Origin of the sequence: Microbacterium sp. HA-8 (assembly GCF_046111165.1) — a bacterium.
Taxonomy (GTDB): Bacteria; Actinomycetota; Actinomycetes; order Actinomycetales; family Microbacteriaceae; genus Microbacterium.
In genome coordinates this window covers 701,832-728,630 of the sequence record NZ_CP162025.1, presented here as the reverse complement: position 1 = coordinate 728,630, position 26,799 = coordinate 701,832, and the positions used below count along the sequence as shown (strand labels likewise).

At 69.3% G+C, this 26,799-nt stretch carries 33 protein-coding genes and 1 tRNA gene; 19 read left to right on the top strand and 15 right to left on the bottom strand.

Features of this window, described 5'->3' with window-relative positions; all coding sequences use genetic code 11:
• Window positions 1–4: 4 nt before the first annotated feature.
• The 11 genes from AB2L57_RS03465 to AB2L57_RS03415 form a co-directional block, all read right to left on the bottom strand.
• Window positions 5–1,084, bottom strand: coding sequence for an NADH:flavin oxidoreductase/NADH oxidase (locus AB2L57_RS03465; RefSeq protein ID WP_409048073.1), 1,080 nt, complete (start codon window positions 1,082–1,084; stop codon window positions 5–7).
• 60 nt (window positions 1,085–1,144) lie between these two features.
• The gene (panD, locus tag AB2L57_RS03460) at window positions 1,145–1,531 is read right to left on the bottom strand and encodes an aspartate 1-decarboxylase (RefSeq protein WP_409048072.1); all 387 of its coding nucleotides are present in this window, start codon (window positions 1,529–1,531) and stop codon (window positions 1,145–1,147) included.
• Window positions 1,532–1,666: 135 nt separating this feature from the next.
• Window positions 1,667–2,842, bottom strand: coding sequence for a zinc-dependent alcohol dehydrogenase (locus AB2L57_RS03455; protein ID WP_292812390.1), 1,176 nt, complete (start codon window positions 2,840–2,842; stop codon window positions 1,667–1,669).
• A 132-nt stretch (window positions 2,843–2,974) separates the two neighbouring features.
• Window positions 2,975–4,168 carry a cytochrome P450 gene (locus tag AB2L57_RS03450; RefSeq protein WP_409048071.1) on the bottom strand — a complete coding sequence of 398 codons (1,194 nt, stop codon included), beginning with the start codon at window positions 4,166–4,168 and terminating at the stop codon, window positions 2,975–2,977.
• Between the two features lie 262 nt (window positions 4,169–4,430).
• On the bottom strand, window positions 4,431–4,652 hold the full coding sequence (locus tag AB2L57_RS03445; RefSeq protein WP_292812385.1) for a CDGSH iron-sulfur domain-containing protein: 222 nt from the start codon (window positions 4,650–4,652) through the stop codon (window positions 4,431–4,433).
• Window positions 4,649–5,653, bottom strand: a complete 1,005-nt coding sequence (locus tag AB2L57_RS03440; RefSeq protein WP_292812382.1) for a glycosyltransferase family 2 protein — start codon at window positions 5,651–5,653, stop codon at window positions 4,649–4,651. The genes AB2L57_RS03445 and AB2L57_RS03440 overlap by 4 nt, the downstream gene beginning before the upstream one ends.
• The gene (locus AB2L57_RS03435; RefSeq protein ID WP_292812380.1) at window positions 5,608–6,663 is read right to left on the bottom strand and encodes an iron-containing redox enzyme family protein; all 1,056 of its coding nucleotides are present in this window, start codon (window positions 6,661–6,663) and stop codon (window positions 5,608–5,610) included. Before AB2L57_RS03435 ends, AB2L57_RS03440 begins: the two co-directional genes overlap by 46 nt.
• A 179-nt stretch (window positions 6,664–6,842) precedes the next feature.
• Entirely contained in the window at window positions 6,843–7,136 is a 294-nt protein-coding gene (locus AB2L57_RS03430; RefSeq protein ID WP_409048070.1) for a hypothetical protein, read from the bottom strand.
• Between the two features lie 175 nt (window positions 7,137–7,311).
• Window positions 7,312–7,518, bottom strand: coding sequence for a hypothetical protein (locus tag AB2L57_RS03425; protein WP_292812375.1), 207 nt, complete (start codon window positions 7,516–7,518; stop codon window positions 7,312–7,314).
• Entirely contained in the window at window positions 7,505–7,858 is a 354-nt protein-coding gene (locus AB2L57_RS03420; protein WP_409048069.1) for an ATP-dependent DNA ligase, read from the bottom strand. The genes AB2L57_RS03425 and AB2L57_RS03420 overlap by 14 nt, the downstream gene beginning before the upstream one ends.
• A gap of 40 nt (window positions 7,859–7,898) precedes the next feature.
• On the bottom strand, window positions 7,899–8,249 hold the full coding sequence (locus tag AB2L57_RS03415; RefSeq protein WP_409048068.1) for an ATP-dependent DNA ligase: 351 nt from the start codon (window positions 8,247–8,249) through the stop codon (window positions 7,899–7,901).
• Between the two features lie 263 nt (window positions 8,250–8,512).
• Between AB2L57_RS03415 and AB2L57_RS03410 the strand changes: the two genes are divergently transcribed.
• The 8 genes from AB2L57_RS03410 (at window position 8,513) to AB2L57_RS03375 (ending at window position 13,240) form a co-directional block, all read left to right on the top strand.
• Entirely contained in the window at window positions 8,513–9,115 is a 603-nt protein-coding gene (locus AB2L57_RS03410; RefSeq protein ID WP_409048067.1) for a flavodoxin family protein, read from the top strand.
• Window positions 9,116–9,240: 125 nt separating this feature from the next.
• Complete coding sequence (locus tag AB2L57_RS03405) at window positions 9,241–9,864, top strand: hypothetical protein (RefSeq protein ID WP_409048066.1); 624 nt, start codon at window positions 9,241–9,243, stop codon at window positions 9,862–9,864.
• 3 nt (window positions 9,865–9,867) lie between these two features.
• On the top strand, window positions 9,868–10,281 hold the full coding sequence (locus AB2L57_RS03400) for a phage holin family protein (RefSeq protein ID WP_409048065.1): 414 nt from the start codon (window positions 9,868–9,870) through the stop codon (window positions 10,279–10,281).
• Window positions 10,278–10,853 (top strand): DUF3618 domain-containing protein, encoded by a 576-nt coding sequence (locus AB2L57_RS03395; RefSeq protein ID WP_409048064.1) that lies wholly within the window; start codon window positions 10,278–10,280, stop codon window positions 10,851–10,853. Before AB2L57_RS03400 ends, AB2L57_RS03395 begins: the two co-directional genes overlap by 4 nt.
• Window positions 10,854–10,917: 64 nt before the next feature.
• On the top strand, window positions 10,918–11,334 hold the full coding sequence (locus tag AB2L57_RS03390) for a CBS domain-containing protein (RefSeq protein ID WP_409048063.1): 417 nt from the start codon (window positions 10,918–10,920) through the stop codon (window positions 11,332–11,334).
• A complete protein-coding gene (locus AB2L57_RS03385; protein ID WP_409048062.1) occupies window positions 11,312–12,085 on the top strand; it encodes a glycosyltransferase family 2 protein in 774 nt (257 codons plus the stop codon). The genes AB2L57_RS03390 and AB2L57_RS03385 overlap by 23 nt, the downstream gene beginning before the upstream one ends.
• A 107-nt stretch (window positions 12,086–12,192) precedes the next feature.
• Window positions 12,193–12,510 (top strand): hypothetical protein, encoded by a 318-nt coding sequence (locus tag AB2L57_RS03380; RefSeq protein WP_292814785.1) that lies wholly within the window; start codon window positions 12,193–12,195, stop codon window positions 12,508–12,510.
• 1 nt (window position 12,511) lies between these two features.
• Window positions 12,512–13,240, top strand: coding sequence for a DUF72 domain-containing protein (locus AB2L57_RS03375; RefSeq protein ID WP_292814781.1), 729 nt, complete (start codon window positions 12,512–12,514; stop codon window positions 13,238–13,240).
• An 11-nt stretch (window positions 13,241–13,251) separates the two neighbouring features.
• On the opposite strand, the gene AB2L57_RS03370 is transcribed toward AB2L57_RS03375, so the two are convergent.
• Window positions 13,252–13,581, bottom strand: coding sequence for a hypothetical protein (locus AB2L57_RS03370; RefSeq protein WP_409048061.1), 330 nt, complete (start codon window positions 13,579–13,581; stop codon window positions 13,252–13,254).
• A 108-nt stretch (window positions 13,582–13,689) separates the two neighbouring features.
• On the opposite strand from AB2L57_RS03370, the gene AB2L57_RS03365 reads away from it, so the two are divergent.
• From AB2L57_RS03365 to AB2L57_RS03355, 3 genes are all read left to right on the top strand, one after another.
• The gene (locus AB2L57_RS03365; protein WP_409048060.1) at window positions 13,690–14,667 is read left to right on the top strand and encodes an ATP-binding cassette domain-containing protein; all 978 of its coding nucleotides are present in this window, start codon (window positions 13,690–13,692) and stop codon (window positions 14,665–14,667) included.
• Window positions 14,664–15,530 carry an ABC transporter permease gene (locus AB2L57_RS03360; protein ID WP_292814774.1) on the top strand — a complete coding sequence of 289 codons (867 nt, stop codon included), beginning with the start codon at window positions 14,664–14,666 and terminating at the stop codon, window positions 15,528–15,530. The genes AB2L57_RS03365 and AB2L57_RS03360 overlap by 4 nt, the downstream gene beginning before the upstream one ends.
• A 75-nt stretch (window positions 15,531–15,605) precedes the next feature.
• Entirely contained in the window at window positions 15,606–16,829 is a 1,224-nt protein-coding gene (locus tag AB2L57_RS03355) for an ATP-binding protein (protein WP_409048059.1), read from the top strand.
• Between the two features lie 55 nt (window positions 16,830–16,884).
• Here the strand turns inward: AB2L57_RS03355 and AB2L57_RS03350 are convergent.
• Both AB2L57_RS03350 and AB2L57_RS03345 read right to left on the bottom strand, forming a co-directional pair.
• Window positions 16,885–16,957 (bottom strand) — tRNA-Arg (locus AB2L57_RS03350).
• Between the two features lie 74 nt (window positions 16,958–17,031).
• Window positions 17,032–17,697, bottom strand: a complete 666-nt coding sequence (locus AB2L57_RS03345; RefSeq protein ID WP_292814770.1) for an asparagine synthase — start codon at window positions 17,695–17,697, stop codon at window positions 17,032–17,034.
• A 157-nt stretch (window positions 17,698–17,854) separates the two neighbouring features.
• Between AB2L57_RS03345 and AB2L57_RS03340 the strand changes: the two genes are divergently transcribed.
• The 3 genes from AB2L57_RS03340 to AB2L57_RS03330 are packed head-to-tail and all read left to right on the top strand — an operon-like array spanning window position 17,855 to window position 21,162.
• Complete coding sequence (locus AB2L57_RS03340) at window positions 17,855–18,514, top strand: DUF4956 domain-containing protein (RefSeq protein ID WP_292814767.1); 660 nt, start codon at window positions 17,855–17,857, stop codon at window positions 18,512–18,514.
• The gene (locus tag AB2L57_RS03335; protein WP_409048058.1) at window positions 18,511–19,323 is read left to right on the top strand and encodes a polyphosphate polymerase domain-containing protein; all 813 of its coding nucleotides are present in this window, start codon (window positions 18,511–18,513) and stop codon (window positions 19,321–19,323) included. The genes AB2L57_RS03340 and AB2L57_RS03335 overlap by 4 nt, the downstream gene beginning before the upstream one ends.
• A 54-nt stretch (window positions 19,324–19,377) precedes the next feature.
• Entirely contained in the window at window positions 19,378–21,162 is a 1,785-nt protein-coding gene (locus AB2L57_RS03330; RefSeq protein ID WP_409048057.1) for a carbohydrate-binding domain-containing protein, read from the top strand.
• Between the two features lie 7 nt (window positions 21,163–21,169).
• Here the strand turns inward: AB2L57_RS03330 and AB2L57_RS03325 are convergent, their stop codons facing one another.
• On the bottom strand, window positions 21,170–22,249 hold the full coding sequence (locus AB2L57_RS03325; protein WP_409048670.1) for a fatty acid desaturase family protein: 1,080 nt from the start codon (window positions 22,247–22,249) through the stop codon (window positions 21,170–21,172).
• Window positions 22,250–22,623: 374 nt separating this feature from the next.
• On the opposite strand from AB2L57_RS03325, the gene AB2L57_RS03320 reads away from it, so the two are divergent.
• The 5 genes from AB2L57_RS03320 to AB2L57_RS03300 all read left to right on the top strand — a co-directional run bounded on the left by AB2L57_RS03320 (window position 22,624) and on the right by AB2L57_RS03300 (window position 26,785).
• Complete coding sequence (locus AB2L57_RS03320; protein WP_292810858.1) at window positions 22,624–24,027, top strand: DEAD/DEAH box helicase; 1,404 nt, start codon at window positions 22,624–22,626, stop codon at window positions 24,025–24,027.
• 328 nt (window positions 24,028–24,355) lie between these two features.
• On the top strand, window positions 24,356–25,048 hold the full coding sequence (locus AB2L57_RS03315; RefSeq protein WP_292810856.1) for an energy-coupling factor ABC transporter permease: 693 nt from the start codon (window positions 24,356–24,358) through the stop codon (window positions 25,046–25,048).
• Window positions 25,045–25,383: a PDGLE domain-containing protein gene (locus AB2L57_RS03310; protein ID WP_409048056.1), complete on the top strand. Its 339-nt coding sequence runs from the start codon at window positions 25,045–25,047 to the stop codon at window positions 25,381–25,383. The genes AB2L57_RS03315 and AB2L57_RS03310 overlap by 4 nt, the downstream gene beginning before the upstream one ends.
• A complete protein-coding gene (cbiQ, locus tag AB2L57_RS03305) occupies window positions 25,380–26,030 on the top strand; it encodes a cobalt ECF transporter T component CbiQ (protein ID WP_292810853.1) in 651 nt (216 codons plus the stop codon). The genes AB2L57_RS03310 and cbiQ overlap by 4 nt, the downstream gene beginning before the upstream one ends.
• Window positions 26,027–26,785, top strand: a complete 759-nt coding sequence (locus tag AB2L57_RS03300) for an energy-coupling factor ABC transporter ATP-binding protein (RefSeq protein WP_292810850.1) — start codon at window positions 26,027–26,029, stop codon at window positions 26,783–26,785. Before cbiQ ends, AB2L57_RS03300 begins: the two co-directional genes overlap by 4 nt.
• Window positions 26,786–26,799 lie beyond the last annotated feature (14 nt).

Below are 26,799 nucleotides of genomic sequence, written 5' to 3'. Positions count from 1 at the left end.
CGGCTCAGGCGAAGGCGCGGGCGTAAGGTCCCGGAGCGTAGTCGAGCTCGACGCCCAGCTGGCGTGCCGCACGCAACGCGAAGTGCGGGTCGCGCATCATCTCGCGTCCGACGAGCACGACATCGGCCTGCCCGGTGATGAGCACCTGCTCGGCCTGATACGCCTGATCGATCATGCCGACGGCGGCCGTGGGCACGCCGGTCGCCGCCCGGATCGCCGCGGCGAACGGCACCTGGTACCCGGGCCCCGCGGGGATCGTCGCCGTGGCGACGTTGCCGCCCGTCGAGACATCGATCATGTCGGCGCCGCGCTCGGCCACCCATCGCACGACCTGTTCGGTCTCCTGGGGCGTCCACCCGCCGGGCGTCCAGTCGGTCGCCGAGAAGCGCACGAGGAGCGCCACGCCCGGGCCGATCTCGGCGCGGACGGCCTCGACGGTCTCGAGGACGATCCGCGCCCGGTTCTCGAGCGAGCCGCCGTAGGCGTCGGTGCGGCGGTTGCTCAGCGGCGAGAGGAACTCGTGCAGCAGGTACCCGTGCGCGGCGTGGATCTCGACCATGTCGAAACCCGCGTCGACGGCCCGCCGCGCGGCCGCCGCGAAGGCCGCCACGATCGCCTGGATGCCGTCGACGTCGAGTTCGCGCGGAGTCTCGAGCCCCTCGAAGGCCACAGCGCTCGGCGCGGCCGTCGGCCACCCGCCCTCCGCGAGCGGCACCGAGCCGCGCCGGGTCTCGCCCCACGCACGGTAGGTGGACGCCTTGCGACCCGCGTGGGCGAGCTGGATCCCCGCCGCCGCGCCCTGATCGTGCAGGAAGGACACGATCGGCGCGAGTGCGTCGCGCTGCGCGTCGTTCCACAGCCCCAGGTCCTCGGGGCTGATGCGTCCCTCCGGCACGACCGCGGTCGCCTCGAGGATGATGGCGCCGACCCCGCCCTTGGCGAGCGATCCCAGGTGCACGAGGTGCCAGGCGGCGGGCATCCCGTCCCGGCCCTCGGACGAGTACTGGCACATCGGCGGCACCCAGATGCGGTTGCGGGTCGTCATCCCCCGCAGGGTGAACGGGGAGAAGAGGGCGCGGTCCATGGGGCTCCTGGCGTCGTCGGTGGATGGTCGGGCAGTGGGGTCCGGGGTTGCGGGTCGCCGCTAGTCGCCGGTGCGCAGGGTGGCGACGTCGTCGTCGACCTCGATGATCGTGTTGGTCCTGTCGACATGGACGACGACCGGCTCGTAGTCCCCCAGCTCATCGCGGGAGTACTGCCCGTAGGTGATGACGATCACGGTGTCGCCGCTGTGCACGAGGCGCGCGGCTGCTCCATTGACCTGGACCACGCCGCTGCCGCGCTCGCCGATCAGCGCGTAGGTCTCGAAACGCGCCCCGTTGTCGACGTCGAGCACGTGCACCTGCTCGTTCGCGCGGATGTCGGCCGCGTCCAGCAGGTCCGCATCGATCGTGATCGACCCGACGTAGTTCAGATCGCTGCCGGTGATCGTCGCGCGGTGGATCTTCGATTTCAGCATCGTGCGCAGCATCCGCGCCACCTCCACATCCCGGGCCGCCCGGCCGCCCGGACGGGAGCGGCGCCGGGACCGCCTCGAATATCGTACGGCCCCGGCGCCGCGGCGGCGGTCGGGTGGCGGTGCGGATGGGCGCCGCGCGGGCTCCCGTCAGGGCTCGAGCACGACCTTGATGCAGCCGTCCTGCTTCTTCTGGAACGTCTCGTAGAGCTCGGGCGCCCGGTGCAGCGGCACGCGGTGGGTCGTCAGATCCGTGACGCCCAGCGGGTCGGCGGGGTCCTCGACGAGCGGGACGAGGTCATCGATCCACCGCTTCACGTTGCACTGGCCCATCCGCATGCTGATCTGCTTGTCGAACATCGTCTTCATCGGCAGGATGTCGGCGTCTCCCGCGTACACCCCGCTCAGTGACACCGTGCCGCCACGGCGCACCACGTCGATCGAGGCGTGCAGCGCGGCGAGGCGATCAATGCCCGCGCGGTCCATGAGCTTCTCGGCGATGGCGTCCGGCAGCATCCCGATCGCGTCCTGGGCGAATTTGATGCCAGGGTTGCCGTGCGCCTCGAGCCCTACGGCGTCGACGACGGAGTCGGCGCCGCGCCCCTCAGTCAGATCGACCAGCTCGTCCACGACGGTGTCGGTGAGGTCGTAGGTCAGCACACCGTGGCGCTCGGCCATCGCACGCCGCTCGGGCTCGGGGTCGACCCCGAGCACCCGGTAGCCGCGATGCACTCCCACCCGGGAGACGAACTGGCCGACCGGGCCGAGCCCCATGACCGCCAACGTGCCCCCCTCGGGCACGTCCGCGTACTGCACCCCCTGCCAGGCGGTGGGCAGGATGTCGCTGAGGAACAGGTAGCGGTCATCGGGCAACTCGGCACCGACGCGGATGTGGTTGTAGTCGGCGAGGGGCACGCGGAGGTACTCCGCCTGCCCACCGGGAACCTGTCCGTACAGCTTGGTGTAGCCGAACAGGGCGGCGCCGCTGCCGTATTCGCGCACCTGCGTGGTCTCGCACTGCGACTGCAGCCCCCGGCGGCACATGAAGCAATGGCCGCACGAGATGTTGAAGGGCACGACGACGCGGTCGCCGACGGCCAGCTGCGTCACATCCGAGCCGACCTCGACGACCACGCCCATCGGCTCGTGGCCCAGGATGTCTCCCGCGTCGAGGAACGGCGCGAGCAGTTCGTACAGGTGCAGGTCCGAGCCGCAGATGGCCGTCGATGTGATCCGCACAATCGCGTCCGTCGGGTGCTCGATGACGGGGTCCGGCACCTCCTCCACGGTGAGCGTGCGCTTGCCCTGCCAGGTGAGTGCCTTCATGCGTTCCACGTCCTTCGTCTCGAGATCGTCGGTGGATGCGGGGCGCCGGGCGCCGGCATCCGTTCACTCCTCGTCCGATCCTGCGGGGGCGGGGGCGTGCGCGCACAGGGGTTGACAGGAGAGAGGGGGCCGTCACCCGTGGGGGAAAGGACAGCGCGACCCGGTGCCCACCGCGCGCACCCGGCCGCCGGACGCGGGCTTGGTCGGCAGCCGGCGCCTGTTCACCCTCAGCCCTTCGCCGTTGATGCTCAACCCCGGATCGCTCAACGTCGCGATGGCCGTCGCGAGGGCGGCGATCGCGAGCTTCTCGCCGGGGCAGCGGTGCCCGCGCGCCGGGTCCCCACCCCCGTGGGGCACGAAGGCCTCGATGCCTTCGTAGTCGTCAGCTCCCTCGAACCGCTCCGGCGCGAACCGGTCGGGATCCTCCCAGGACTCCGTGTCGGTGTTGGTGCCGAGGATATCGAGCACGACCCGGCCGCCGGCGGGAACCCCCTGACCGTCGAGGGTGACATCGACGATCGCCTGTCCCGGCAGCATCGGCACGAACGGTGCGGTTCGCCGCACCTCCTGTGCGAAAGCCGTCGCGAGAGCACCGCCCGCGAGGGTTCCGCGCTGCGCCGTTTGGGCGGCGATCCGATCGCGCCAGTCGGGCTGATCGTGGAGCTCCTTCGCGGCGAAGGCGACGAATCGCGCAACCGCGATCGTGGGCCGGATGGTGTTCTGCAGCTCGATCCCCGCGGTACGGGCGGGGAGCAGGTCACCGCTCAAGTCGCGGTGCCATGCCCAGGTGTGCAGGGCGGTCTCGTTCGGCGGCGACAGCTGCCCCGCTCGCACTGCCTCGATGAGGCGCTGGGCATGTCGGTCAGACCACCAGCGATTCACCGCGGCGAGGGCGAATTGGGGCGAGTAGGGCACTCCGAATCCGTCGACGATCTGCGCCAGCCGCGCTGACCAGCGCGTCTGTGCGGCACGGGTGCCCGGCAGCCCCGCCCACAGCATGACGGCCCGGCCGATCGCGCCGACCGCGGCGTCGTATGCGGAGCGATCGCCGCCGGCGAGCCAATCGGCGCGCTCGATGCGCCACTCGGCCTCCAGAAGGGGCGAAAGGCGCGTGACCTGGGCATCCTCGTAGGCCACACCGAGGAAGGCCGACTTGCGGCGGCGGTGGTCTGCCCCGTCGAGGCTGTGCACCGAGCCGTGGCCGAACAGGGTCTCCTGGACAAGCGCCGGCAGCGCGCCGTGCCGGGCGATCCTGGACTCGTCGTAGAAGAGGCGAACGCCCTCGCGCCCGCGGACGAGGACGGCTTCATCCCCCAGCAGTCTCATCGGCGCGGCACGCGCCCCGGACCGTGCGCGTTGCCAGATGTGGGCGCCGAATCCATACCCGCGGGTGAGGACGGCGAGTGAGTCATCCCGGACCAGCGCGCCCACTCGCCCCGCGCGATGCCGAAGGGATACCGCCGCGGTCCGGAGGATATGTTCACTCTGCATACGCCCACCGTCGCACTCCGGCGTGACGGGCTCCAGGGGGAGGCGCATAGCGGCGCCTTGTGCTACCCCCGACGCCGGAGCCTTCACCGGCAGAGCGTCAAGGCTCGGGAGTGGCGGATGTACGAAATCCCGTCAGCTTGTGGCTGCCGTCGCACCACGGCTTGATGAGCGACGCGCCGCATCGGCAGAGCGCCACCGTGCGCCGTGGTTGCGCCACGCTGCGACCGTTCTCGTCGATGATCTCGACGCGTCCGCGCACGATGAGCGGCCCATCCGGGTAGGCCCGGATTCGGGCCGGCCTCTCGCCGGGCTCTGTCATGGTCGTCTTCTCCCTTGCCGGGGCGTGGGCGATGCCGCCCTGATGAAGCGCTCGCCGCGGTACGGGACGCCGCCCCGCAGCCGCTGGATCAGGGCGATCCAGATCGTGATCGACCGTTCCGCCGTCCAGACGAGTGCCCAGAGATCCCCGCTCATCGGGAAGTGCGCGGTCCCGTCTCCGCGGCGGCGGCCGATCTCGGCGGTCGCGATGATCGCGCACGCGGCTCCGGCGAGCACGCCCCACCGACGCCGAGCGAACGCGAAGACGCAGAGCGGAAGCAGCGCGAGTTCCCGGATCAGGCGCACGGGCTGCGCGAAGCCGTCGTAGGCCTGCCTCACCCGTTGGTCCCAGAATCGCCCCGTTGAGGGGGGAATCCGCCGCACGAGGATGTCTCGCGCCACGTCGACGTTCCCTCCGTGTGCGCGCACGGTGCGCTCAAGCTGGAAGTTCTCGAACAGCACATCCGTGTCGTATCCACGATCCGGCAGGGCGCCGCGGCGCAGGGCCACCGTGCCCGAGTAGTCGCCGCCGAGGGCGCGATTGAGCAGGATGCGCCCGCTGTCCCATCGCGCGTGCCACGGCAACGGCGAGAAGTAGTTCTGCGGGCGCACGAGGTCGAACACCGCGAGCCGCTGGATGATCGCCTGCAGCGCTGCCACGTCGTACCGCACATCGTCATCGGCGATGATCACCGTCTCGTGGCGTGCCCTCGACAGGCCGGTCATCGCACCCCGCGCCTTGCCGTTGCGTCCCGGCCATTCCGGTCGGATGTGACGCACCCAGGGCCAGGCGCTCTCATGCGCCGTGAAGAGCGGGTCATCCGAACCGTCGACGACGGTCACCTCGACCAGGCCCGCGATCTCTCGGAGATAACGCGACATCTCGCCGGAGCCACGATCGTCCTCCCACCGCAGCGGCAGGACGTACTCGACGGGCCAGGGCGGGGCCTCGCCGTTCATCCGCGCGCGGGGGCGCGCAATGACGAAGCGCCCCGCTGCCACGCGGCCAGGATGCCGTCGGCCACCCATCCGTCGACGGCCAGGCACGCCGCGGCGCCGAAGAAGATGTCACTCAGAAGCTCGGGGCGATCCTCGGCCAGCCCGCCGGCGAGATCACGACCCGCGATCTGCTCGTGCACGGCGTCGGCTTCGACGTGCTCGTCGAAGTACCGGGTGACATCCGGACCGAACCCCAGCCGGCGGAAGCCATCGCCGTACAGTCGATTGGGCAGGGATGATGTCATCTCGAACGCGGCGAGGTGGCCGACGACGGCACCCAGAAGGCGCCGATTGAGGCCGAACATCGACATCAGGTTCATGGACGCGAGCGTCAGCGCGGGAACCGAATCGATGTACCGACCGTAGGCGTCGTCGAGACCGGCGCCGCGCAGGGTGCGGGCGAAGATCTCGGCATGCATCCGCGGGAGGTCGCCCGCACCGTACTCGTCGGACTGGATCTCCACCAGAGCGGCCTTCGCGCCGCCGGTCAGACGCGGGATCGCCCACGAGTGGGGGTCGGCTTCGCGCAGGGTGTAGACGCTGCGATGGATCAGGAACTCCCTGAGCTGATCCGCAGTCGCCTTCTTCGCCACATGCCGCGACAGGCTGGGGCCCGGGACCGGGGACGTCATCGCGAAGAGCGCAGCGGCCACCGACTCGGCGTCTGCCGGGGGCAGGTGCGGCACCTGGATGTCGCGACGCAGCGTGTCCTCGAATCGTCTCTCGAGCGCGGCCCGTGCCGCGATCAGATCCGTGCTCCACTCCCAGGCCGGGTCGATGAAGGACAGGGAGCCGTAGTGACCTGCGTAGAGCAGGAACAGTGTGAGCTGCACGTCGTCGTCGCGCAGGGGATCGGCGATGCCCGTCAGCACGTCCTCGGTGAGTGCGGCGAGGTGCGGCGCTCCGTCGGCGGGCGATGCGGCGAGCGTCTCAAGCAGCGACGCGCTGAGCGGGCCTCGGGCCTCGAACGGAGCGCGCAAGCGGTCGATATCGGCGAGGACGGAAGTACTCATCTGGACCTTCGTTCTGCGGGGTGACAGCAGGGTGACGAGTCCGGGAGGTACCGCCCCCCGCCTCCCGGACTCGTCGTCTCAGGGTCTGCTCTCCGGAGCGCCTGCGGCCGTTCTCCGCCTACGGTATGTCCGGCGGTTCATACATCCGCGGGGCTTGACGCGCCGATGGGGCGATGGCATCATCGCGCGCGCGGCGGGAAGTGCGGAATGGGCACCGGACGTTGCGCGCGCACTGCCCGTCGCGCGCGCGGCGCGAGCAGGGAATCGGCGACGGCCAGCGCGTCTTCGAGAGTGTCGAAACGCGTGTCGGCATGCGTGTCGCGCAGCCATAGGACGGTGACATGATCCTCTGCGCATTCGACGAACGCAACCAGTCGGCGCGGGTCGCTTTCGTGCAGCGCCGGATCACACAGGCGCCAGCATCCCTCACCCACCCGGGTGAGCTCGATTCGTGCGGGTGCAGCCTCAGCCATCGCCCCAGACCTCCTCGACTGGTTGATGTGCACCGCGTCCGCCGTCGGAACCGACGCGGTCGACCGAGGTCGCGGACTTCGGGAAGCCTGCGTCCTCTGGGTGCCCTTCGATTGTCGCTGCTGCGCCGCGCCACCCGAAGGGGGTTGACAGGGCACGTCGCCGTCGCTTAGCCGATCAGTCGTCGGAAGGGATGGGAATCAAGGCGATCGGCGTACCGCCGCTGAGCCAGATATATGCATCTCGCCGGGACCCCTCGCCGTCATTGACCACCATCCAGGCGCCCCCCGCCTGGGCCTCGGACACCTCCCGCCGCACGTCGTCGAACTCGCGGCCGCCGATGCTGTAGAGATGGCCGGCGTAGTGGACGTCAATGCGCTTCATGAGGAATCCCGTGGATGCTGAGGCCGTGGGCGCCCGCCTCGTACTCGGCCGGCTCCGGCACCGCGTACAGGCCCGTCGGTGAGTTCGCCGCATAGACCAGGGCGTCCACCCACGCCCGGTTGATGTTCGGCTTGCGACTGCCGTAGAACTTGTAGACCACCGAGCATCGAGGATGAATCCACACCGTGGTGCGCCCGACACCGATGCTCGAGTCGTCCTTCCACGTGAAGTGGAAGGACTCGCCGCGGCGCATCTTGGCCCCGATCACGAGCTGCAGATGGGCCAGCAGCCGGTCGTCGAAGTCGACTCTGACGAGGGAGTCGTAGATGAACTTGCCCATGTAGATCCTTCCGCCAGGCGCGATCGTCCGTTCGCACACGCTAGAAAGCGAGGCTGCTGAATAGGACGGGGAGTCGCTCCGCGACCTGTTCGCGACTGTCCGGTTCCGGCACGATGTGGAGGCCTGGCGGGGAGTTCGCCACGTACATCAGCGCCGTGATCCATGCGGGATTTATCTCGGGACGGCGGCTGCCGTAGAACTTGTAGACCATGGAGCACTGCGGATGGATCCACACGGTCGTGCGGCCGTCGCCGATCGTCAGGTCGTCCTTCCACGTGAAGTGGAACGACTCTCCACGCCGCATCTTGGCTCCGATGACGACCTGCAGATGCGCCAGCAACCGATCCTCGAAGTCGACCTTGATGTGCGATTCGTACAAGAGCTTGCCCATCGTCTTCTCCAGAATCACGCGGCCCGACCGGGGTTCGCGAGGGCCGCGCCGCGCGCTCCGGGCGACGTCGATGCGGACCTGACGGGCGGGACCTTGCACCAGTATCAACCGTGCACTGCCGAACCCGTGCAGTCAAGGGGTCGCGGACCCGCCGCATCCGAGACCGATCCGCGGTCGACCTTCTCGTCTGTCAAGACCCGTGTCGGATCGATGGAGTGCGCCTACGGTTCCCCGCAGGCACCCACACGGAAAGGCAGACCGCCATGATCAACGCACTCGCTCTCAACTGCACGCTCAAGCCCTCCCCCGCGGTGTCCAGCACCGGCATCCTGCTGGATCAGGTACTCGAGGCGCTACATCCTCACGGCGTGACCGGCAGGCAGGTGCGCGTGGTCGACATGGACATCAGACCCGGCGTCGAGACCGATATGGGCAACGGCGACCAGTGGCCGCGGCTTCGCTCGCAGATCATCGCATCCGACATCGTCCTCATCGGCGCGCCCACCTGGGTGGGGCACATGTCGAGCGTTGCGCAACGAGTTCTCGAGCGCCTCGACGCCGAGCTCTCCGAGACCGACGACGAGGGGCGTCCCACCCTCAGCGGCAAGGTCGCCGCGACAGCGGTCGTCGGCAACGAGGACGGCGCCCATAAGATCACCGCCGATCTCTACCAGGCGCTCGTCGATGTGGGCTTCAGCGTCGCCTCGCAGGCGGGAACCTACTGGAGCGGCGAAGCGATGCACACCGTCGACTACAAGGATCTCGATCGGGTGCCCGACGCCACGGCAGGCGCGACCGCGACCCCCGCCCGCAACACGGCCCATCTCGCCCGTCTGCTGTCGGGAGATCCCTACCCCTCCGAGTGACCTCTCCCTATCCCGCCCGCGTATCCCACAGCGCGGCGGAGAATGCAACCCCCGCCCGACCTCCTCGATGCGGGACTACACACGTCTCACGCCGGTCGTCGTGAACGGCGCAGGAAGGAGCGACCATGTCGCAGAGTCAGGTTCCGGAGGACCATTCATCTCATCGTTCCGCGGCCGCGGAGAAGGCGAACGCGGTGTCGGGTGAGGCGCGCGCAGTGGCGGAGGTCGCGGCAGACGACGCCGGCCACGTCGCGGCGAGCGCGAAGGAGGAGGCCGTCTCCGTTGCGCGAGAGACCAAGACCCAGGCGCGCGATCTGTACGCGCAGACGAAACAAGAGCTCGGCGAGCAGGCCGCGGCTCAGCAGAAGAAGGCCGCCCAGGGATTGAGGGCGCTCGGTGACGAGCTCGAGACGATGGCGACGTCGTCGTCGTCATCCGGAGTCGCCGCGGACCTCGTCCGACAGGCATCGTCGCGGATCACGGGCGCCGCGGAGTGGCTCGGAGAGCGCGACCCGGGCTCCCTCGTGCGCGAGGTCAAGAACTACGCGCGTCGAAACCCGGGGACCTTCATCGCCATCGCGGCGATCGCCGGTGCCGCAGCGGGTCGGTTGACACGCGCACTCGCCGCGAACGCCGCGGACGAGTCGTCCGCGCCGTCGACGTCAGACCTGTCTTCACATGACCCGACGGTGCCCGACACCCCGGTGTACAGCGCCGCCGCCGAGGCTCAGCGCAGGGAAGGCCGGTAGACGATGTCGGATTCCACTCCCTCCGAGGAGAAGGCGGCCTCGAGCAGTCTGGGGGAGCTCCTGGGCGAGGTCACTCGCGATCTCTCCCAGCTGATGCGTCAGGAGCTTCAGCTCGCCAAGGCCGAGGCGAAAGAGTCCGCCTCCAGAGCTGGCAAGGCTGCGGGGCTTCTCAGCGGCGCGGGATACGCAGGACTCATGACCATCTTCTTCCTCTCGCTCGCTCTGTGGTGGGCGCTCGGAACCCTGGTCGGCGGCGGATGGTCCGGTGTCATCGTCGCCGCACTGTGGGCCGTCGTCGCGCTGATCCTGTTCGGCGTCGGGCGTGCGCAGGTGGCTGAGATCCGGGGAACGCCCGACACCGTCGACACCCTGAAGAAGATTCCCGATGCACTCAAGAGAAACGAGGAGAACCGATGAGTGAATCAACCGACGCGATCCGTGCCGACATCGAGCGGACGAGGGCGGGTCTGGGCGAGGATGTGGACGCATTGGCCGACAAGGTCACCCCGTCGAAGATCGTCCACCGCCAGACCGACAAGCTGCGCGGCGCGTTCGGCGCCGTGCGAGAGCGAGTGATGGGAGTGGCGGACGACGCCGCGTCCTCCGTGTCGTCCGCGGGCGGAGCCGTTTCCGACAGCGTGTCCGAGGCGGCCCATCGGGCGCACACCAAAGCGGAGGGCAATCCCCTGGCGGTCGGTCTCATGGCATTCGGCGCGGGCTTGCTCATCTCGTCGCTGATCCCCGCGTCCGCCAAGGAGAAGAACTTGGCCTCCGAGGTGAAGGACAAGGCCTCCCCCCTCGTGGACCAGGTCACGGACGCCGCGAAGGAAGTCGGTGCACATCTGAAGGACCCGGCGCAGGATGCAGCCACAGCAATCAAGGACAAAGCCGCCGATGCCGTGGCCCATGTGCGCGAGGACGCCGCCGAGGCCAAGAACGATGTCGCCGACCGCGCGGGAGAAGCTCGCTCGAACCTGTCGCAGTCCTGAGACGGAGGGGGCGGGGCTCGCGGGCGCCGCCCCCTCTCTGGAAGCCACGAAGAAAGGAAGAGCAATGACGACCGCACGAGAGATCATGACTCCGGACCCGCGCTGTGTCGGGGAGGACGACACCCTGGCCGAGGCTGCGCGTCTGATGCGGGAGCTGGATGCCGGGGCTCTGCCCATCTGCGGCAATGACAACCGGTTGAAGGGAATGCTGACGGATCGCGACATCGTCGTCCGATGCGTCGCGGATGACGGTGATCCGCGGACGACCACCGCAGGCAGTCTCGCGACGGGAAAGCCGATCACGATCGGTGCAGACGACGACATCCGGGAGGCGCTGCAGACGATGCAGGAGCACCAGATCCGCCGCCTGCCCGTCATCGACGGGCACGATCTTGTCGGCATCATCAGCCAGGCCGACATCGCGCTCGCACTGTCCCCCGTCGAGACCGGGGAGACCGTTGCCGAGATCTCCGAGGAGTGAGCCCGCCGACAGCCGAAGACACCCGGCTGTCACCGTCGCCATTTCTGTCAAAGACGACGGCGAGCTTCTTCGCAGATGCCTGCGCGCCCTGGCGCAGCAGACGACACGACCCTCGGAAGTGATCGTGGTCGACAATGGCTCGAGCGATGAGTCCGCGCGGATCGCGAAGGAAGCCGGTGCGCGAGTCATCTCGCATCCGAGCGGGGGGATTGCGGCCGCGAGCGCCGCCGGCTACGCCGCTGCCTCCGGCGAGGTGATCGCGCGTCTCGATGCGGACTGCGTCCCGTCGTCCACGTGGATTCGATCTCTTCTGGAGGCACTCGACGGAAGGCCGGATGTCGGCGCGGTGACGGGCGGCGCCAGATACATCGGCGGGCCTGTCGAGTGGCAGCGCGTCGCCGCGTTCCTGTACCTCGGGGCCTATCGCGCCGTCCTCACCCCGGCGCTCGGCCACGTCCCGCTGTTCGGCTCCAACATGGCGATGCGCAGCAGCGCCTGGGCCGCCGTATCCGCCGAGGTTCACCGAGATGACATATACGTCCACGACGACCTTGACCTGTCGTTTCACCTCGGCGCGCGACACCGCATCATCGTTGCGCCGAGAGCGGAGATCGGGATCGCGTGGCGTCCGTTCCGTGGCGTCCGCGCACTGCTGCTGCGGATTCGACGAGGCTTTCACAGCGTCTGGCTGCACTGGCCGGCTCAGTTTCCCGCGCTGCGCTGGCTGAGGCGCCTTCTCGCGCTCCGCTAGCCGATACCGGTCTCGGTCTGCCTCTAGCCGAGCGCGCCGGGGAATTCAAGCCCCGATGACGTGGGACTCGCTCCCGGCACAGTGAGAGGTGCCCGAGGAGGACCAGCATGACCATCGACACGCGGCAATCGCATCGACGACGGCAGGCGTCGCCGCGATTCGCGGCGGCCGAGACGCTGAAGTCGCTGCCGCCGCGCCGCCCCGTCGATGACGCCACCAACCCCGGTGCGCTCAGCTGGGAGCTCGTCGACATCCTGCGTTATCGGGTCTTCGATTCCTGCGACACCGTCGGCTTCATCGACGTGGTCGGAGCCGTGTACGTCGTTCTGGAGGGCGAACGATACGACCGCGCAGTCGAGGTGGCTCAGACCCTCCTCTTCGACGCCGCCATCGCCGCTCTGGCCCAGCCGGCGCGGAAGATGTGACGTGCAACCCCGAATCGGCACGTCCGGCTGGAGCTACGCGCACTGGCATGGCGTCCTCTATCCCCCCGAGACGAAGTCCCACGAGCGCCTCTCGCGATACGTCGGCTCGTTCGACACCGTGGAGTTGAATGCCAGCTTCTACCGCTGGCCGCGACCTTCCGCTTTCGCATCCTGGCGCACGAGACTCCCGGCGGGATTCGAGCTCGCGGTGAAGGCCCCGCGCGGCCTCACGCACGCGCGGCGATTGTTGCAGCCCGAGGCGTGGCTCGACCGTATGGCGGCGGGCCTGCACGAGCTGGCGGGCCGCCGCGGGCCGCTGCTCGTCCAACTGCCCCCGACGATGCAGCGCGATGACGACAGGCTCACATGGTTCCTGGCGCGGGTGCCGGCATGGATGCGCCCCGTGCTCGAATTCCGGCATCCTTCATGGATCGACGATGAGGTCTTCGCGATTCTGGAGCGTCATCACAGCGCGTACTGCGTGATGAGCGGGGCGCGTCTGCCGTGCGTGCTGCGGGCGACCGCGCAGGTCGTGTACGTCCGACTGCACGGCCCGGATCCGGATGCGCTCTATGCCGGCTCGTACTCGGCGGAGGACATGGCGTGGTGGGCAGATCGGATCCGCGAGTGGCAGCAGCAAGGAAAGGACGTCTACGCGTACTTCAACAACGACGGCGGAGGAAACGCCGTCCGCGACGCCTGGGCACTGCGGGAAGCGCTGGGGGGATGACGATCACTCGCTCAGTACTCGGAGATCCAGTCATCCACAGTGTCCGGGTCCTCCTCCGTCCTCGCGACCGGGTGTAGTCGGCGCGTCTTCTCGTCGAGCCCGGCCACGACCTCGGGATCCTCCATCTCGTCACCGCTCTCTTCGCCGTCCACAGCGACGATCTGACTTGCCGGCCCCACGAGGATCGTGGCAGCGCCTCGGGATCCGTCAGCCTTCACGACGGGGATCTCGACCGTCTCGGCGGCGTCGGCGTCGGCAAGCGCCTTGCTGTATCGCATCACCGCGGCCGCGATCGCGTCTCCTGTGAGGAGCTCACTGCCCGCGTACATGATTCTCTTCACGACTCTGTCCTACCTTCCCGAGGCTTATATGAGGTGCGGGGTTGCCACGGCGAGGCTCGTTTGCTACACATCGACCCCCTGACGTGCGAGCGGCGGTAGCATCCACGCATGGCGTTCATCGAGACGCACCAGATCGTGAAGACCTACCGGCCGAAAGGCGCCGCCGTCGTGCGTGCGCTCGACGGGCTCGACCTCGCTGTGGCGGAGGGGAGCGTGACCGCGCTCCTCGGCCCCAACGGTGCCGGCAAGACCACCGCCGTCAAGGTGCTGACCACCCTCATCCGCCCGGATTCCGGGGAGGCGAGCATCGCCGGTGTCGACGTCTTCGCCGATCCCGCCGCCATCCGCCGCATGATCGGTGCGAGCGGGCAGTACGCGGCGGTGGATGAGAATCTCACCGGATACGAGAACCTCTACATGGTCGGACGGCTCTACCACCTGGGCCATCGCGTCTCGGCCCAGCGTGCGCGAGAGCTCATCGAGGTCTTCGATCTCGTCGAGGCGCAGAATCGCCCCGTCAAGGGGTTCTCGGGGGGAATGCGCCGGCGCATCGACCTCGCCGGCGCGCTCGTGATCAACCCGCCCGTGCTCTTTCTCGACGAGCCCACGACGGGCCTCGACCCGCGCAGCCGACTCGCCCTCTGGGAGGTCATCGAATCGCTCGTCGCCGGAGGAACCACCGTGCTGCTGACGACGCAGTATCTCGAAGAGGCCGATCGTCTCGCCGATTCGATCTCTATCGTCGACAGCGGAAGAGTCATCGCCGAGGGCACCGCCGACGAGCTGAAGTCATCCGTCGGCGGCCAGCGCGTGGCCATCACCCTGGTCGATGACGCCGATGCCGAGCGCGCTCGAGAGGTCCTCGCGCGGCACGGGTCCGGGCCGGTCGCGGCCGGCGGCGAACGCACGTGGGTCGTCCCCGTCACCGAAGGGGCATCGGGGCTCGGCGCGATCGTCGCCGACATCACGGCGCAGGGCATCGCGCTGCACGATGCCGGGATGCGCCGGCCCACGCTCGACGATGTGTTCCTGCAGCTCACCGGTCACGCCACCGGCACGGACGACGAGACGGAGGGTGCCGCATGACCGATACCGGCGCGTCGACCCGCACGGAGCGCACCGCTCCAGGTCTACTCCGCGCTCCCGAGGGCAGCGCGCTGCGCCGATTCCTCTCCGACGGTGCGATCGCGACGTGGCGGAACCTCAAGAAGATCGTGCGGGTGCCCGACATCCTGCTGTTCACCCTGATCCAGCCGATCATGTTCGTGCTCCTGTTCACCTTCGTCTTCGGCTCGGCGATTCCGGTGCCCGGCGGCGACTACACGTCCTTCCTGATGGCGGGGATCTTCGCGCAGACGATCGTGTTCGGCTCGACCTACTCGGGCTCTGCGATGGCGCAGGATCTCAAGGACGGCATCATCGACCGCTTCCGCACACTGCCGATGAACGGCGCCGCCGTGCTGATCGGGCGCACCACCGGCGACCTCGTCATCAACCTGCTCTCGCTCGCCGTGATGATGCTCACGGGTCTCGTCGTCGGCTGGCGGGTGACCTCCTCGCCGCTCGAGTTCGCGGCGGGCGTGCTCCTGCTGCTGCTGTTCTCCTACGCCTTCTCGTGGCTGATGGCCTACCTCGGCATGATCGTGCGCAGCCCGGAGGTGATCAACAACGCCTCGTTCCTCATCCTCTTTCCGCTCACGTTCCTCTCGAACGCGTTCGTGCCCAGCGAAGGCCTGCCCACTCCCCTGCGGATCTTCGCCGAGTGGAACCCGGTGACCGCGCTCGTCACCTCGGCGCGACAGCTCTTCGGCAACGTGCCCGAGGGGACACCGGTCGGCGACGCCTGGCCGGCGCAGCATCCGATCCCCACCGTCATCGCCGGCATCGTCGTGCTGCTGCTGATCTTCGTGCCGTTGTCGATCCGGCGCTTCGCCACGCTCGATCGCTGAGCCGGAACATGTTCGAGCCTTTATTCTGCTTTTTCGTATCTCAATAAAACGAACTAAGAATGCTAAGATCTTGCGGTGGACAACCTCGATAATCCGTACACCCCGAATGCAGGTGCCAGCCCCGAGGTCCTGATCGGGCGTGATGATCAGACCGCATCATTCGAGATCCTCCTCCGGCGCCTGCAGCGAGGACGCTCCGAGCAGTCGATGATCATCACCGGCCTGCGCGGTGTAGGCAAGACGGTCCTCCTCAATCGTTTCGAACAGATCGCGACGGGCGTCGGCTGGGAAGTTGTCGAATTCGAAGCGAGCAAACACGACGATGCCCGATTCCGTCAGACGATGTTCTCTCAATTGAAGGCTGCGTTGCTTCGCCTTTCTCCACGTGCTCGCTGGACATCTCGGGCCCAACGCGCCGCCGAGGTGCTCAGCGCATTCGCCGTCTCCGTTGATCAGCAAGGGATGTGGTCGATGTCGTGGGACATCCCCCCAGCCGAAGGTCTGGGGGATCACGGAGACCTCGGCATGGACCTCACCGACGTACTCGTCGCCATCGGAGAGGCCGCTGCAGAGGTGAATAAGGGTGTCGTCGTTCTGATCGATGAGGTTCAGTTTCTCGCGGCCCCACAACTCGAGGCATTGATCCAAGCGATTCACAAGACGGTGGAGCGAAGCGTGCCGGTGACCTTCGTCGGAGCCGGACTCCCCCAGATCGCCGAACTCGCCGGCGATGCTAAGTCCTACGCCGAGCGACTCTTCAAGTTCCCGAAGATCGACTCGTTGCACGGCGACGATGCCCGACGGGCGCTGACCGAACCCGCCGCCGCCGAAGGCGCCTTGTTCGACGGCGACGCGGTCGATCTCGCGATGGAGATCACGCGAGGCTATCCCTACTTCATCCAGGAACTGGGCTATCAGGTCTGGACCGTTGCACGCGGCAACCGGGTCTCGCGGGAAGATGTCGCGCTCGCGCGTGAAGCATACGAAGCCAAGCTCGACAGTTCCTTCTTTCGCGTCCGCCTCGACCGCGCCACCCCGCTGCAGACCGCCTACATGAGGGCGATGGCACAGCTGGGTCCTGAACCGCAGAAGGCCGCCGATGTCGCGCGACTTCTAGAACGCGATTCGACGCAACTTGGCCCCACGCGGGCCGAACTCATCGAGATGGGTCTGCTCTACACGCCGGAGCATGGCTACGCCGCATTCACGGTCCCCGATTTCGACAAGTTCATGCTGCGGGCAGTGCCGCATCTGGAGATACCTCCCATTCAGCGCCGCAGCGCGCGCCGATCACGGTGACCACGAAAGCCCCCGGCGAACCGGGGGCTTTCGTGGTCACTGTCTCAACACAGTGTGCGCCCGAAGGGACTCGAACCCCTAACCTTCTGATCCGTAGTCAGATGCTCTATCCATTGAGCTACGGGCGCATGGCCGCCGCAGAATCCTGCGCAGGCCAGCGACCAGAATACCCCACGCCCGGCGCCGCGACGAAATCGAGGCGTCAGTCGCTCTCGCCGGGCGCGTCGTCCGGCGCCCTCTGGTCACCGCGGACCTTGGCGCGCTGGCGCTGCTGCGAGGAGAGAGCAGCGAGATCCACGAGGCGCAGCGACTGCATGCGCGCCTCGCGCATCCTCGCGTAGTCGGGCTCGAGGTCGGGCCGCGCCGCCTCCACCCGCAGCGTCCGGTCGATGTTCGCCGCAAGCTCCTGCCACGCCGCATCACGTGCGGCGACGACGATCTGCCGCAGGGCGTCCTCGTCGTCGGCGCGAGCCCGCAGCTCCTTCGCGACCTTGCGCGACTGGCGGCGGCGGCGGCGGAGGTTGCGCACATCGCGGCTGCCGTAGTCGTGCGTGCCGTCCGGGTCGGCGAACCGGCGCCACGCGTCGCGCGCCTCGCGCCGCACACGATCGGCGGCTTCATCGGCCTCGTCGGCGAGCGAGAGCAGGGCCGCCCGGGCATCAGGGAGGAAGCGATCGACGTCGTACCCCTCGCCGCCGGCGATCGTGTCCATCAGGATGCGGTTCTTCAGCGACAGCCGCGTCGTCGCGACCGCGATGTACAGACCCTCCGCCACGACGTCGGCGACCTTGGGTCGCTTCGCGCGCGCCGCGGCCCCGGACGCGGAATCGACCGCTTCCGGAGCATCGGACGAGGCTTTCGGGCTCACTGCACCCCCTCCCTCGAGATTAGCGCCCGGGTGCGCGACCCACACGCGCGGGCTCCGGGCGACGGCATCCCGCGTCATTCGTCAGTGGCGCTGCGGGCACGCATAGCCGCCACATAGCGTCGCGCCGCACCGTGGATCCATCACCCCAGGAGGACCCATGCTTCAGCTCATCGTCATCGCGCTCGACCTCGTCGCCATCGGCGTGCTCGCGTTCGCGATCTACTTTCCCCGCAACCGGCGCCGCGACCTCGCGGTCGCATTCGTCGGCGTCAACGTCGGCGTGCTCGCGGTCTCGCTCGTGCTCGGCACCGGCACCGTCGGCGCGGGCCTCGGGCTGGGTCTTTTCGGCGTGCTCTCGATCATCCGCCTGCGCTCGCGCGAGATCGAGCAGACCGAGGTGGCCTACTACTTCGCCGCGCTCGCGCTGGGTCTGATCTCGGGACTGACCGCCGCGGCGGCGACCGCCGAGACGGCGGTGGCGTCACTGACGAGCGCCGCGGGCCTCATGGCCCTCGTGGTCGGGGTGCTGGCGATCGTCGACAGCCGATGGATGCTGCAGCGCTACCGGGAGCAGACGCTCACGATCGATCGTGCCTATACCGATGAGGCGGCGCTTCGGGCTCACGTCGAACACCTGCTGGGCTCTCGGATCCTCGTCCTCGACGTGCGCGCGATCGACCTCGTCGATGACACCACGACCGTCTCGGTGCGTTACGCCCTTGCGCGCCCGGGCCTCCCCGGCGAACACGCGGCCACCCCGGGCGTGTCAACGCCGGCGCAGGACTGGCACCGTATGCGCGAGCAGGTGAACGCGTGAGCCCCGCGCATGCCCTGCACTCGCTCGAGCGATTCCGGACGATCGACCTGGCCGAGTTGAACGCGCACGCCGAGCTGCAGACCCGCGTCGACCGCAAGTACATCCTCCCCGCGTGCGCTCTGGCGTCCGTCCTGCGGGCGCTGCCCTCCGACACCCGCGTGCTCGAGCACCTCGGCGAACACGCCCCCCGCTACCTCTCGCACTACTTCGACACCCCGGATCTGCAGAGCTTCTTCGGCGCCGCGCGGGGCCGGCGGCGCCAGTTCAAGGTCCGCGCGCGGCGATACGTCGATTCCCAGGTCGCGTTCCTCGAGGTCAAGACCCGCGGCGGGCGTTCTCTCACGGTCAAGGACCGCGTCGACGTGTCGGATTCCGACGCCCGTCACCTCGATCCCGAGGGCACGGCGTACGCGGAAGGGGTGCTCACCGAGGCCGGAATCGCCGGGGCGGCCATCGCCCCGCGTCTGCGCCGTGAGCTGACCACCCGGTACCGCCGAGTCACCCTGCTGCTGCCGGCCCACGTCCCCGACGCATCGACCGCGGGCGGGCGCGACGCCTCCCGCATGACGATCGACATCGACCTGGGATGGGTGGATGCCGCATCCGGGTCGACGCTGAATCTGCCCGACGCCGTGATCGTCGAGACGAAGTCGGGCAGGTCCGCGGGACCGGCCGACCGCGCCCTCTGGGCCCACGGCATCCGTCCCGCAACGCTCTCGAAGTACGGCACCGGGCTCGCCGCGCTGCGCTCCGACCTGCCCGCCAACAAGTGGCGACGCGTGCTCGACTCCCACTTCCGCAACGCCTGACGGCATCCGCCACCCTCACCCGATTCTCGATTCGACCGAACAGAGGTACACACCATGCTCACCCCCCGCCCCCTTGCCGCACCCCGCACCGCCCCGTCCGCTCAGGCACGGCGCCGCGCCCGCTTCGCCGCCGCACTCGCGCTGCCGGTGGCCGCCGCGATCGTGCTCGCCGGATGCGCCACCGCCGCGGAGCCGGCCGTCGTCGTCAGCGACGACAGCTCGACGCAGGCCGCCGAGAGCTCGAGCGCGGCGAGCGCCCTGACCGGATCGAGCGACGCGCACCAGAGCGCCGCCGACGTGATCGCCGCGAACCAGGAGACGCACGACGACGCGGGCGACGCCGAGTACGACACCGCCGACGCGATCGAGATCGCGCTCGAGGGCGACGGCGCGAGCGCCGACGGCGAGGGTGTCGGCGTCGACGGGTCGACCGTGACGATCACCGGTGCCGGCACCTACCTGCTCACGGGCTCGCTCACGGGCTCGCTCGTGGTCGACAGCGCGGCCGAGGGCACGGTGACCCTCGTCCTCGACGGTGTCGACATCACCAACGCCGCCGGCGCGGCCATCAACGTCGTCGCGGCCGGCGAGGCCGTCATCGTCCTCGCCGAGGGCTCCACCAACACGCTCAGCGACGCCTCGTCCTACGCCGACGACGCCGAGGCGAACGCCGCGCTGTACAGCGCCGCCGACCTCACCATCACCGGCACCGGTGCGCTCTCGGTGCACGGCAACGGCAATGACGGCATCGCGAGCGCCGACGGCCTGGTCATCCAGTCGGGAACGATCGAGGTGGATGCTGTCGATGACGGTGTCCGCGGCAAGGACTACCTCGTGATCCGCGACGGCGACCTCGAGGTCACGGCAGGCGGAGACGGTCTGAAATCCGACAACGAGGAGGACGCCGAGCGCGGATACATCCTCATCGAGGGCGGGACCATCGCCGTCGACGCGGGCGACGACGGCCTGGACGCGTTCACCGACGTCGTCACGACCGCCGGCACGATCACGGTCGTCGCCGGTGGCGGCGCCGACGCGGCGACATCGGAGGGCACCGCCAACGGCCTGAAGGCGGGCGCTATCGCAGTGTTGGAGGGCGGGACGATCGACATCGACGCCGCGGCCGACGCGATCAACACCGACGCCTACGCGCACCTCGCGGGTGCGACGCTCACGGCCTCGGCCGGTGACGACGCGGTGCACGCCGAGCTCCAGCTCGTGATCTCGGCGGGCGTGAACACCGTCGCGCGCGCTGTCGAGGGACTCGAATCGGGCGAGATCGAGATCTCGGGCGGGGAGACGTCGGTGGTCGCCGACGACGACGCGCTGAACGTCTCGTCACCCGACACCGGCAGCGCCGCGATGACTCTGCTGATCAGCGGCGGCACCCTCACGGCGACCGGGGGCGGCGACGGCATCGACGTCAACGGAACCTGGACGATGACCGGTGGAACCGTCGTGGCCGCCGGGCCCGCCGCCGGCGGGGACGGCGCGATCGATGCCGACGGCGGCATCCAGATCTCGGGAGGGACGCTGGTCGCGCTCGGCGGCAGCCCCAGCGTGCCCACCGACGCGGGGCAGAGCGCGGCGCAGTTCTCACTGGCGGCCGCCGAGGGAGACGAGCTCGTCCTGACGGATACCGCGGGCACCACGCTCGCAAGCGTCGTGGCTCCGGCATCCGCCGCGTCGGTCATCGTCTCGGCGGCGGGCGTCGCATCCGGATCGACCTACACCCTGAGCGCGGGCGGCACGGCCGCCACCGCGACCGCCGGTGAGCTCACCGGAACGATGGGCGGCGGAATGGGCGGCGGCGGTCAGGGTGGCCCCGGCCGCCCCTGAAGCCGGGTCAGGCCTTGCGGAAGCGCGACACGATGTGGCACTCGAACGGATCGCGCGCCGCGAGGCCGACTCGGTTGAGGTAGGCGATGACGATGCCGTACGAGCGCCACAGAGTGGTCTCGGTGTAGGGCACGTCGAAGCTCACGCAGGCTTCGCGCACGATCTCTCGGGCCTTGGCCAGGTGCGGGCGCGGCATGTTGGGGAACAGGTGGTGCTCGACCTGGTAGTTCAGGCCACCCATGAGCCAGGTGGCCCACCAACCGCCCGAGACGTTGCGCGAGGTGCGCACCTGCTTGCTGAAGAAGTCCAGCTTCGCGTCCTTGGCGATGATCGGCATGCCCTTGTGGTTCGGCGCGAAAGACGCGCCCATGTAGACACCGAAGACCGCGAGCTGCACACCGAGGAAGGCGAAGGCCATACCGAGCGGCAGCATCCAGAACACGGCGGTCAGAAGGATCGCGAAGCGCAGCGCGATCAGACCCAGCTCGACCCAGCGGCCCTTGAGCCCCGGCGTGGTGACGAGGTGGCGGATGCTGAGGTAGTGCAGGTTCAGGCCCTCGAGCAGCAGCAGCGGAAAGAAGAGGTAGCCCTGGCGCCGGGTGATGAAGCCGAGCAGACCGGAGGCCTTGGCCGCGTCCTCCTCGACGAAGGAGATCGTGTCGATCTCGATGTCGGGGTCGCGGCTGACGCGGTTGGGGTTGGCGTGGTGACGGGTGTGCTTGGAGCCCCACCACGAAAAGCTCATGCCCACGATTCCGTTGCCGAGGAATTTCGCCAGCCGATCGTTGGCGGGACCCGACGCGAGGATCTGCTTGTGCGCCGCCTCATGGGAGAGGAACGCGGCCTGCGTGAGCAGAATGCCGAGACCCCCGGCGATGAGCAGCTGGAACCAGCTGTCGCCGAGCAGAATGAATCCCGTGACGAGCCCACCGAAGGCGAGCAGCAGCGCACCGCCCACGAGGGCGTAGAAGCGTCGAGCCCGCTGCAGCAGACCGGTCTCGCGCACGATCTGAGACACCTCGGTGTAGGCGCGGGTCAGGTGCGGGTAGGTGTCGGACGACGCGTAGGTCTGGCGGACCGGACCCATCGTCGAGGCGGCGGATGCTGTCACAACGGCGGTGGAGGAGATGTCGCACCTTCTCGATCGGCGTCCCGCGATGCGGGTTCGGGCGGAAGCCAAAGGCAGGTGCCGATCGCTGTGGCCCACACTACGGGGGTGCATATGCCTGGACGCGGATGCACGGGGGGTTCTCAGGCATCCGACACGGGGCGTTCATGCAGCAACCACTGCTAGGCTCGCCCCTGGCGGTTCCGATCGCCTGCGTCGTCGACACGCTTCCCGGCCCGCCCCGCGGCTCGTGGCTCTTCTCGAACGGCGAACCGATGCGCGATCCCGCGCCGTCGCCCACTCCGCGCCTCACCGATCATCCGATCCCGTGCGCTCATCCCGAAAGCATCCCTATGCCTACTTTCCTCGACCTCGGCGTGCCCGCGCCCCTCGCCTCGGTGCTCGCCGCGCAGGGCAAGACCGAGCCCTTCGCCATCCAGCGCGACACGCTGCCCGACTCGCTCGCGGGCCGCGACGTGCTCGGCCGCGGCCGCACCGGCAGCGGCAAGACCATCGCCTTCTCGCTTCCGCTGATCGCCCGCCTGAGCGGGGCGCACGCCGCCCGCCGCACCGCCGGTCACGCCCGCGGTCTCGTGCTCGCACCCACCCGTGAGCTCGCGACGCAGATCGCCGCGACCCTCACTCCCCTCGCCGACGCCGTCGGCCTGAAGGTGACGACGATCTTCGGCGGCGTCAGCCAGCGCCCCCAGGAGCAAGCCATGCGCGGCGGCGTCGACATCATCGTCGCGTGCCCCGGCCGGCTCGAAGACCTCATGAAGCAGGGCGTCGTACGACTGGACCGCGTCGAGATCACCGTGCTCGACGAGGCCGACCACATGGCGGACCTCGGCTTCCTGCCGGGCGTCACGCGCATCCTCGCCGCCACGCCTCAGGGCGGGCAGCGGATGCTGTTCAGCGCCACGCTCGACCGCGGCGTCGATGCCCTCGTGCGCCGATTCCTCCGCGACGAGGTGCGTCACGAGGTCGACGAGGAAAGCGTGCCGCAGGGCGAGATGACCCACCGCGTGTTCGTCGTCTCAGACGCCGACAAGACCTCCCTCGTGCGCCACCTGGCCTCGGGCCGCGGCCGCCGCATCCTCTTCACCCGCACCAAGCACCAGGCGAAGAAGCTGGCCAAGCAGCTCACCGCGTCGGGCATCCCCGCCGTCGACCTGCACGGCAACCTCTCGCAGGCCGCGCGCGAGCGCAACCTCGCCGCGTTCGGCGCGGGCGTCGAGGCCGGCGGAGTGCGCGTGCTCGTGGCCACCGACGTCGCGGCGCGCGGTGTGCACGTCGACGACGTCGAGCTGGTCGTGCACGTCGACCCGCCCGTCGAGCACAAGGCGTACCTGCACCGCTCCGGCCGCACCGCCCGCGCCGGCGCCTCCGGAACGGTGGTCACGGTCGCCCTCGACGCGCAGCGGCGCGACGTGAACGACCTGCTGCGCAAGGCGCAGATCACCGCACCGCTGGAGCCCGTGTCGGCCGTGCACCCCGCGATCGCCGCGCTCGTCGGCGACCCCGCGCCGCACGTGACCCCGGCTCCCGTCCAGGCCCAGCCCGCGCAACGCTCAGGCGGCGGACGCTCGGGCGCTGCAGGCCGCTCCGGCGGCTCCGGCCGCCCCGCTCGCCCGGCGGCGGCGGCGTCGCGCGGCGAGTCCGGCCGCACCGGCGCACCGCGCACGGAAGGATCGGGCGGCGGACGCCGACGAGGCTCGCGCGGCGGACGCCCGCGCTCGGGCGCCGGACGCGCCTGAACCTCGAGCGGGATGCCGGAGACAGCATCCCGCTGAGTATCAAATCGTCGCGCCGAAAGCAACCCTCGGCACGAATCCGTCGCCTCGCCTAGCGTTGGACATGTCACACGGTGACTCCGTCAAGATGGACGGTGCTGCGAAGGAGCGCCTTTCTCTCGAGTGATGGACATGTGCCGTGCCGGGGGGCTCGGCGCGTACGGTGAAGGCCCCGGAGATCACTCCGGGGCCTTTCGCTGTGTGGCAACGCGTGACATCGCCTGAAACATGGCGGTCGTAGATTGGTACCTCCGCACCGATGCGCCGCGCGGGCGCACGCAAGGAGGATCTGATGCACGTCCCCGACGGATTCCTGGATCTGCCCACATCCATCGGGACCGGCATCGTCGCCGCGACGGGTATCGCCGTCGCACTGAAGCGGGCGCCCGCGGAATTCGTCGACGACCGCAAGGCGCCGATGGTCGGGATCGTCGCGACCGTCATCTTCGCTGCGCAGATGGTCAACTTTCCCGTGGGTCTCGGCACGAGCGGACACCTGATGGGCGGTGCACTCGCCGCCGTCCTGGTGGGGCCGGCGACGGCCGTGCTGTGTCTGAGCGTCGTGCTCATCGTGCAGGCCTTCCTCTTCGCCGACGGCGGGATCACCGCGCTGGGCACGAACATCACGCTTCTGGCGCTGGTGGGCGTCCTCGTCGGCTGGATCGTCTTCCGTGCCATCCTCCGCGCTCTGCCCGCCCGCAGCGGGGCTGTGGTGACGGCCGCCGTCTTCGCGGCGCTGCTGTCAGTGCCTGCGGCATCCGTGATCTTCGTCCTGCTGTTCGCGATCGGCGGGCAGGCGCCCGTGCCTGTGGGCGCCCTCCTGGCCGCGATGCTGGGCTGGCACAGCCTCATCGGCATCGGCGAGGCCGTGATCACCGGGCTCATCGTCTCGGCCGTCCTCGCCGCGCGACCCGACCTCGTCTACGGCGCGCGTTTCGTGCGCCGCGGCGCGCGTGCCGCAACCGAGAAGAGGGCCTTCGCATGACCGAACCGGCCGACGCCACCCGCGCCCGCGGCCGCCTGTCGACGCGCGCTTTCACCATCATCGCGCTCACGGTCGCTCTCCTGATCGCCTGCGTGGTGAGTGTCATGGCCTCGAGCAATCCCGACGGGCTGGAGTTCGTGGCCGGGGCGACCGGATTCCTCGACACCGCGACCGACAGCGCGGCAGCCGGCACTCCTCTGGCCGACTACGCGACACAGGGCGTGTCGCACACGTGGCTCTCGACGGCGATCGCGGGGGCCATCGGGTGCGTCGTGATCTTCGGCCTCGCCGCAAGCGTCGGCCTCGTGGCACGTGGCCGGCGGCGCACGAGGTGACTCTCTCGCGCGCCGGGAACACGGCACTGGACCGCGTGCCGGCGCGCACGAAACTCATCGGCCTGATCGTCTTCGCCGTCGGGATCGTGGCGACCCCGCGCGAGTGGTTCGGCGTCTATGCGCTCGCCCTGGGGCTGCTCGTCGCCTTCATCGTCTCCGCCGGAATCCGGCCCTCGTGGATCGCGAAGCGGCTGACGCTCGAACTGCCTCTACTCGTCTTCGCCGTCGTGCTGCCGTTCGTCGCGATCGGTCCGCGCGCCGACATCGGCCCGGTCTCGCTCTCGATCGCCGGCATCTGGGGAGCATGGGCGATGCTCGCCAAGGCAACGCTCGCCCTCACGGCGACGCTCATCGTCGTGGCGACCACTCCGCCGGGCCGCCTTGTCCAGGCATTCGAGCGACTCGGGCTGCCCGGACAGCTGACCGCGATCATGGCGCTGATGCTGCGCTACATCGAGGTCATCGCCGACGAGCTCGAGCGGGCGCGTGTCGCGCGGGAGTCGCGCGGGTTCGATCTGCGCGGTCCGCGCGCGTGGCGGGTGCTCGCGGCATCCGTCGCCGGCGTGCTCATCCGCGCGCACGGCCGCGGTGAGCGGATCCACCTGGCGATGCTCGCGCGCGGCCACCGCGAGCCGGGCAGCGTGTGAGCGCGGCCGCCCTCGCCATCCGGGATCTGCGGTTCGCCTATCCCGACGGCAGACAGGTTCTGGACGGCGTGAGTCTCGACGTCGCCGCGGGCGAGCGGGTCGCGGTGCTCGGCCCGAACGGCGCCGGCAAGACCACGCTGATGCTGCACGTCAACGGGATCCTCGCCCCCCAGGAGGGATCGGTTTCCGTCGACGGGACGGATGTCACACCCGCGACCGTCCGCGCGATCCGACGTCGTGTGGGCCTCGTCTTCCAGGATCCCGACGACCAGCTCTTCAGCCCGACGATCGGCGAGGACGTCGCCTTCGGACCAGCGAACTACGGGCTGCGCGGCCAGGAACTCGCACGGCGCGTCGCCGCCTCGCTCGGTCAGGTGGGCCTCGCCGGAGCCGAGGACCGCCCCCCTCAGCGCCTCTCTCTGGGAGAACGGCGTCGCGCCGCGATCGCCACGATCCTCTCGATGGACGTCGACGTCATCGTGCTCGACGAACCGACCTCCAACCTCGATCCGACAGCGCGAAGGGAGCTCACGCAGACCCTCGACTCCCTTCCGGCGACGATCGTCGTCGTCACGCACGACCTGCCGTATGCCCTCGAGCTGTGCGCCCGCTCGGTGATCCTCGACGGTGGGCGCATCGTCGCCGACGGCCCGACCTCCACCCTGCTCGGCGATGTCGAGCTGCTGCGTCGTCACCGCCTCGAGCTGCCGTGGGGCTTCGATCCGCTGCGGGCGCGAGGCACGACGCGGGGCTGAGTCGTGTCCGAGCG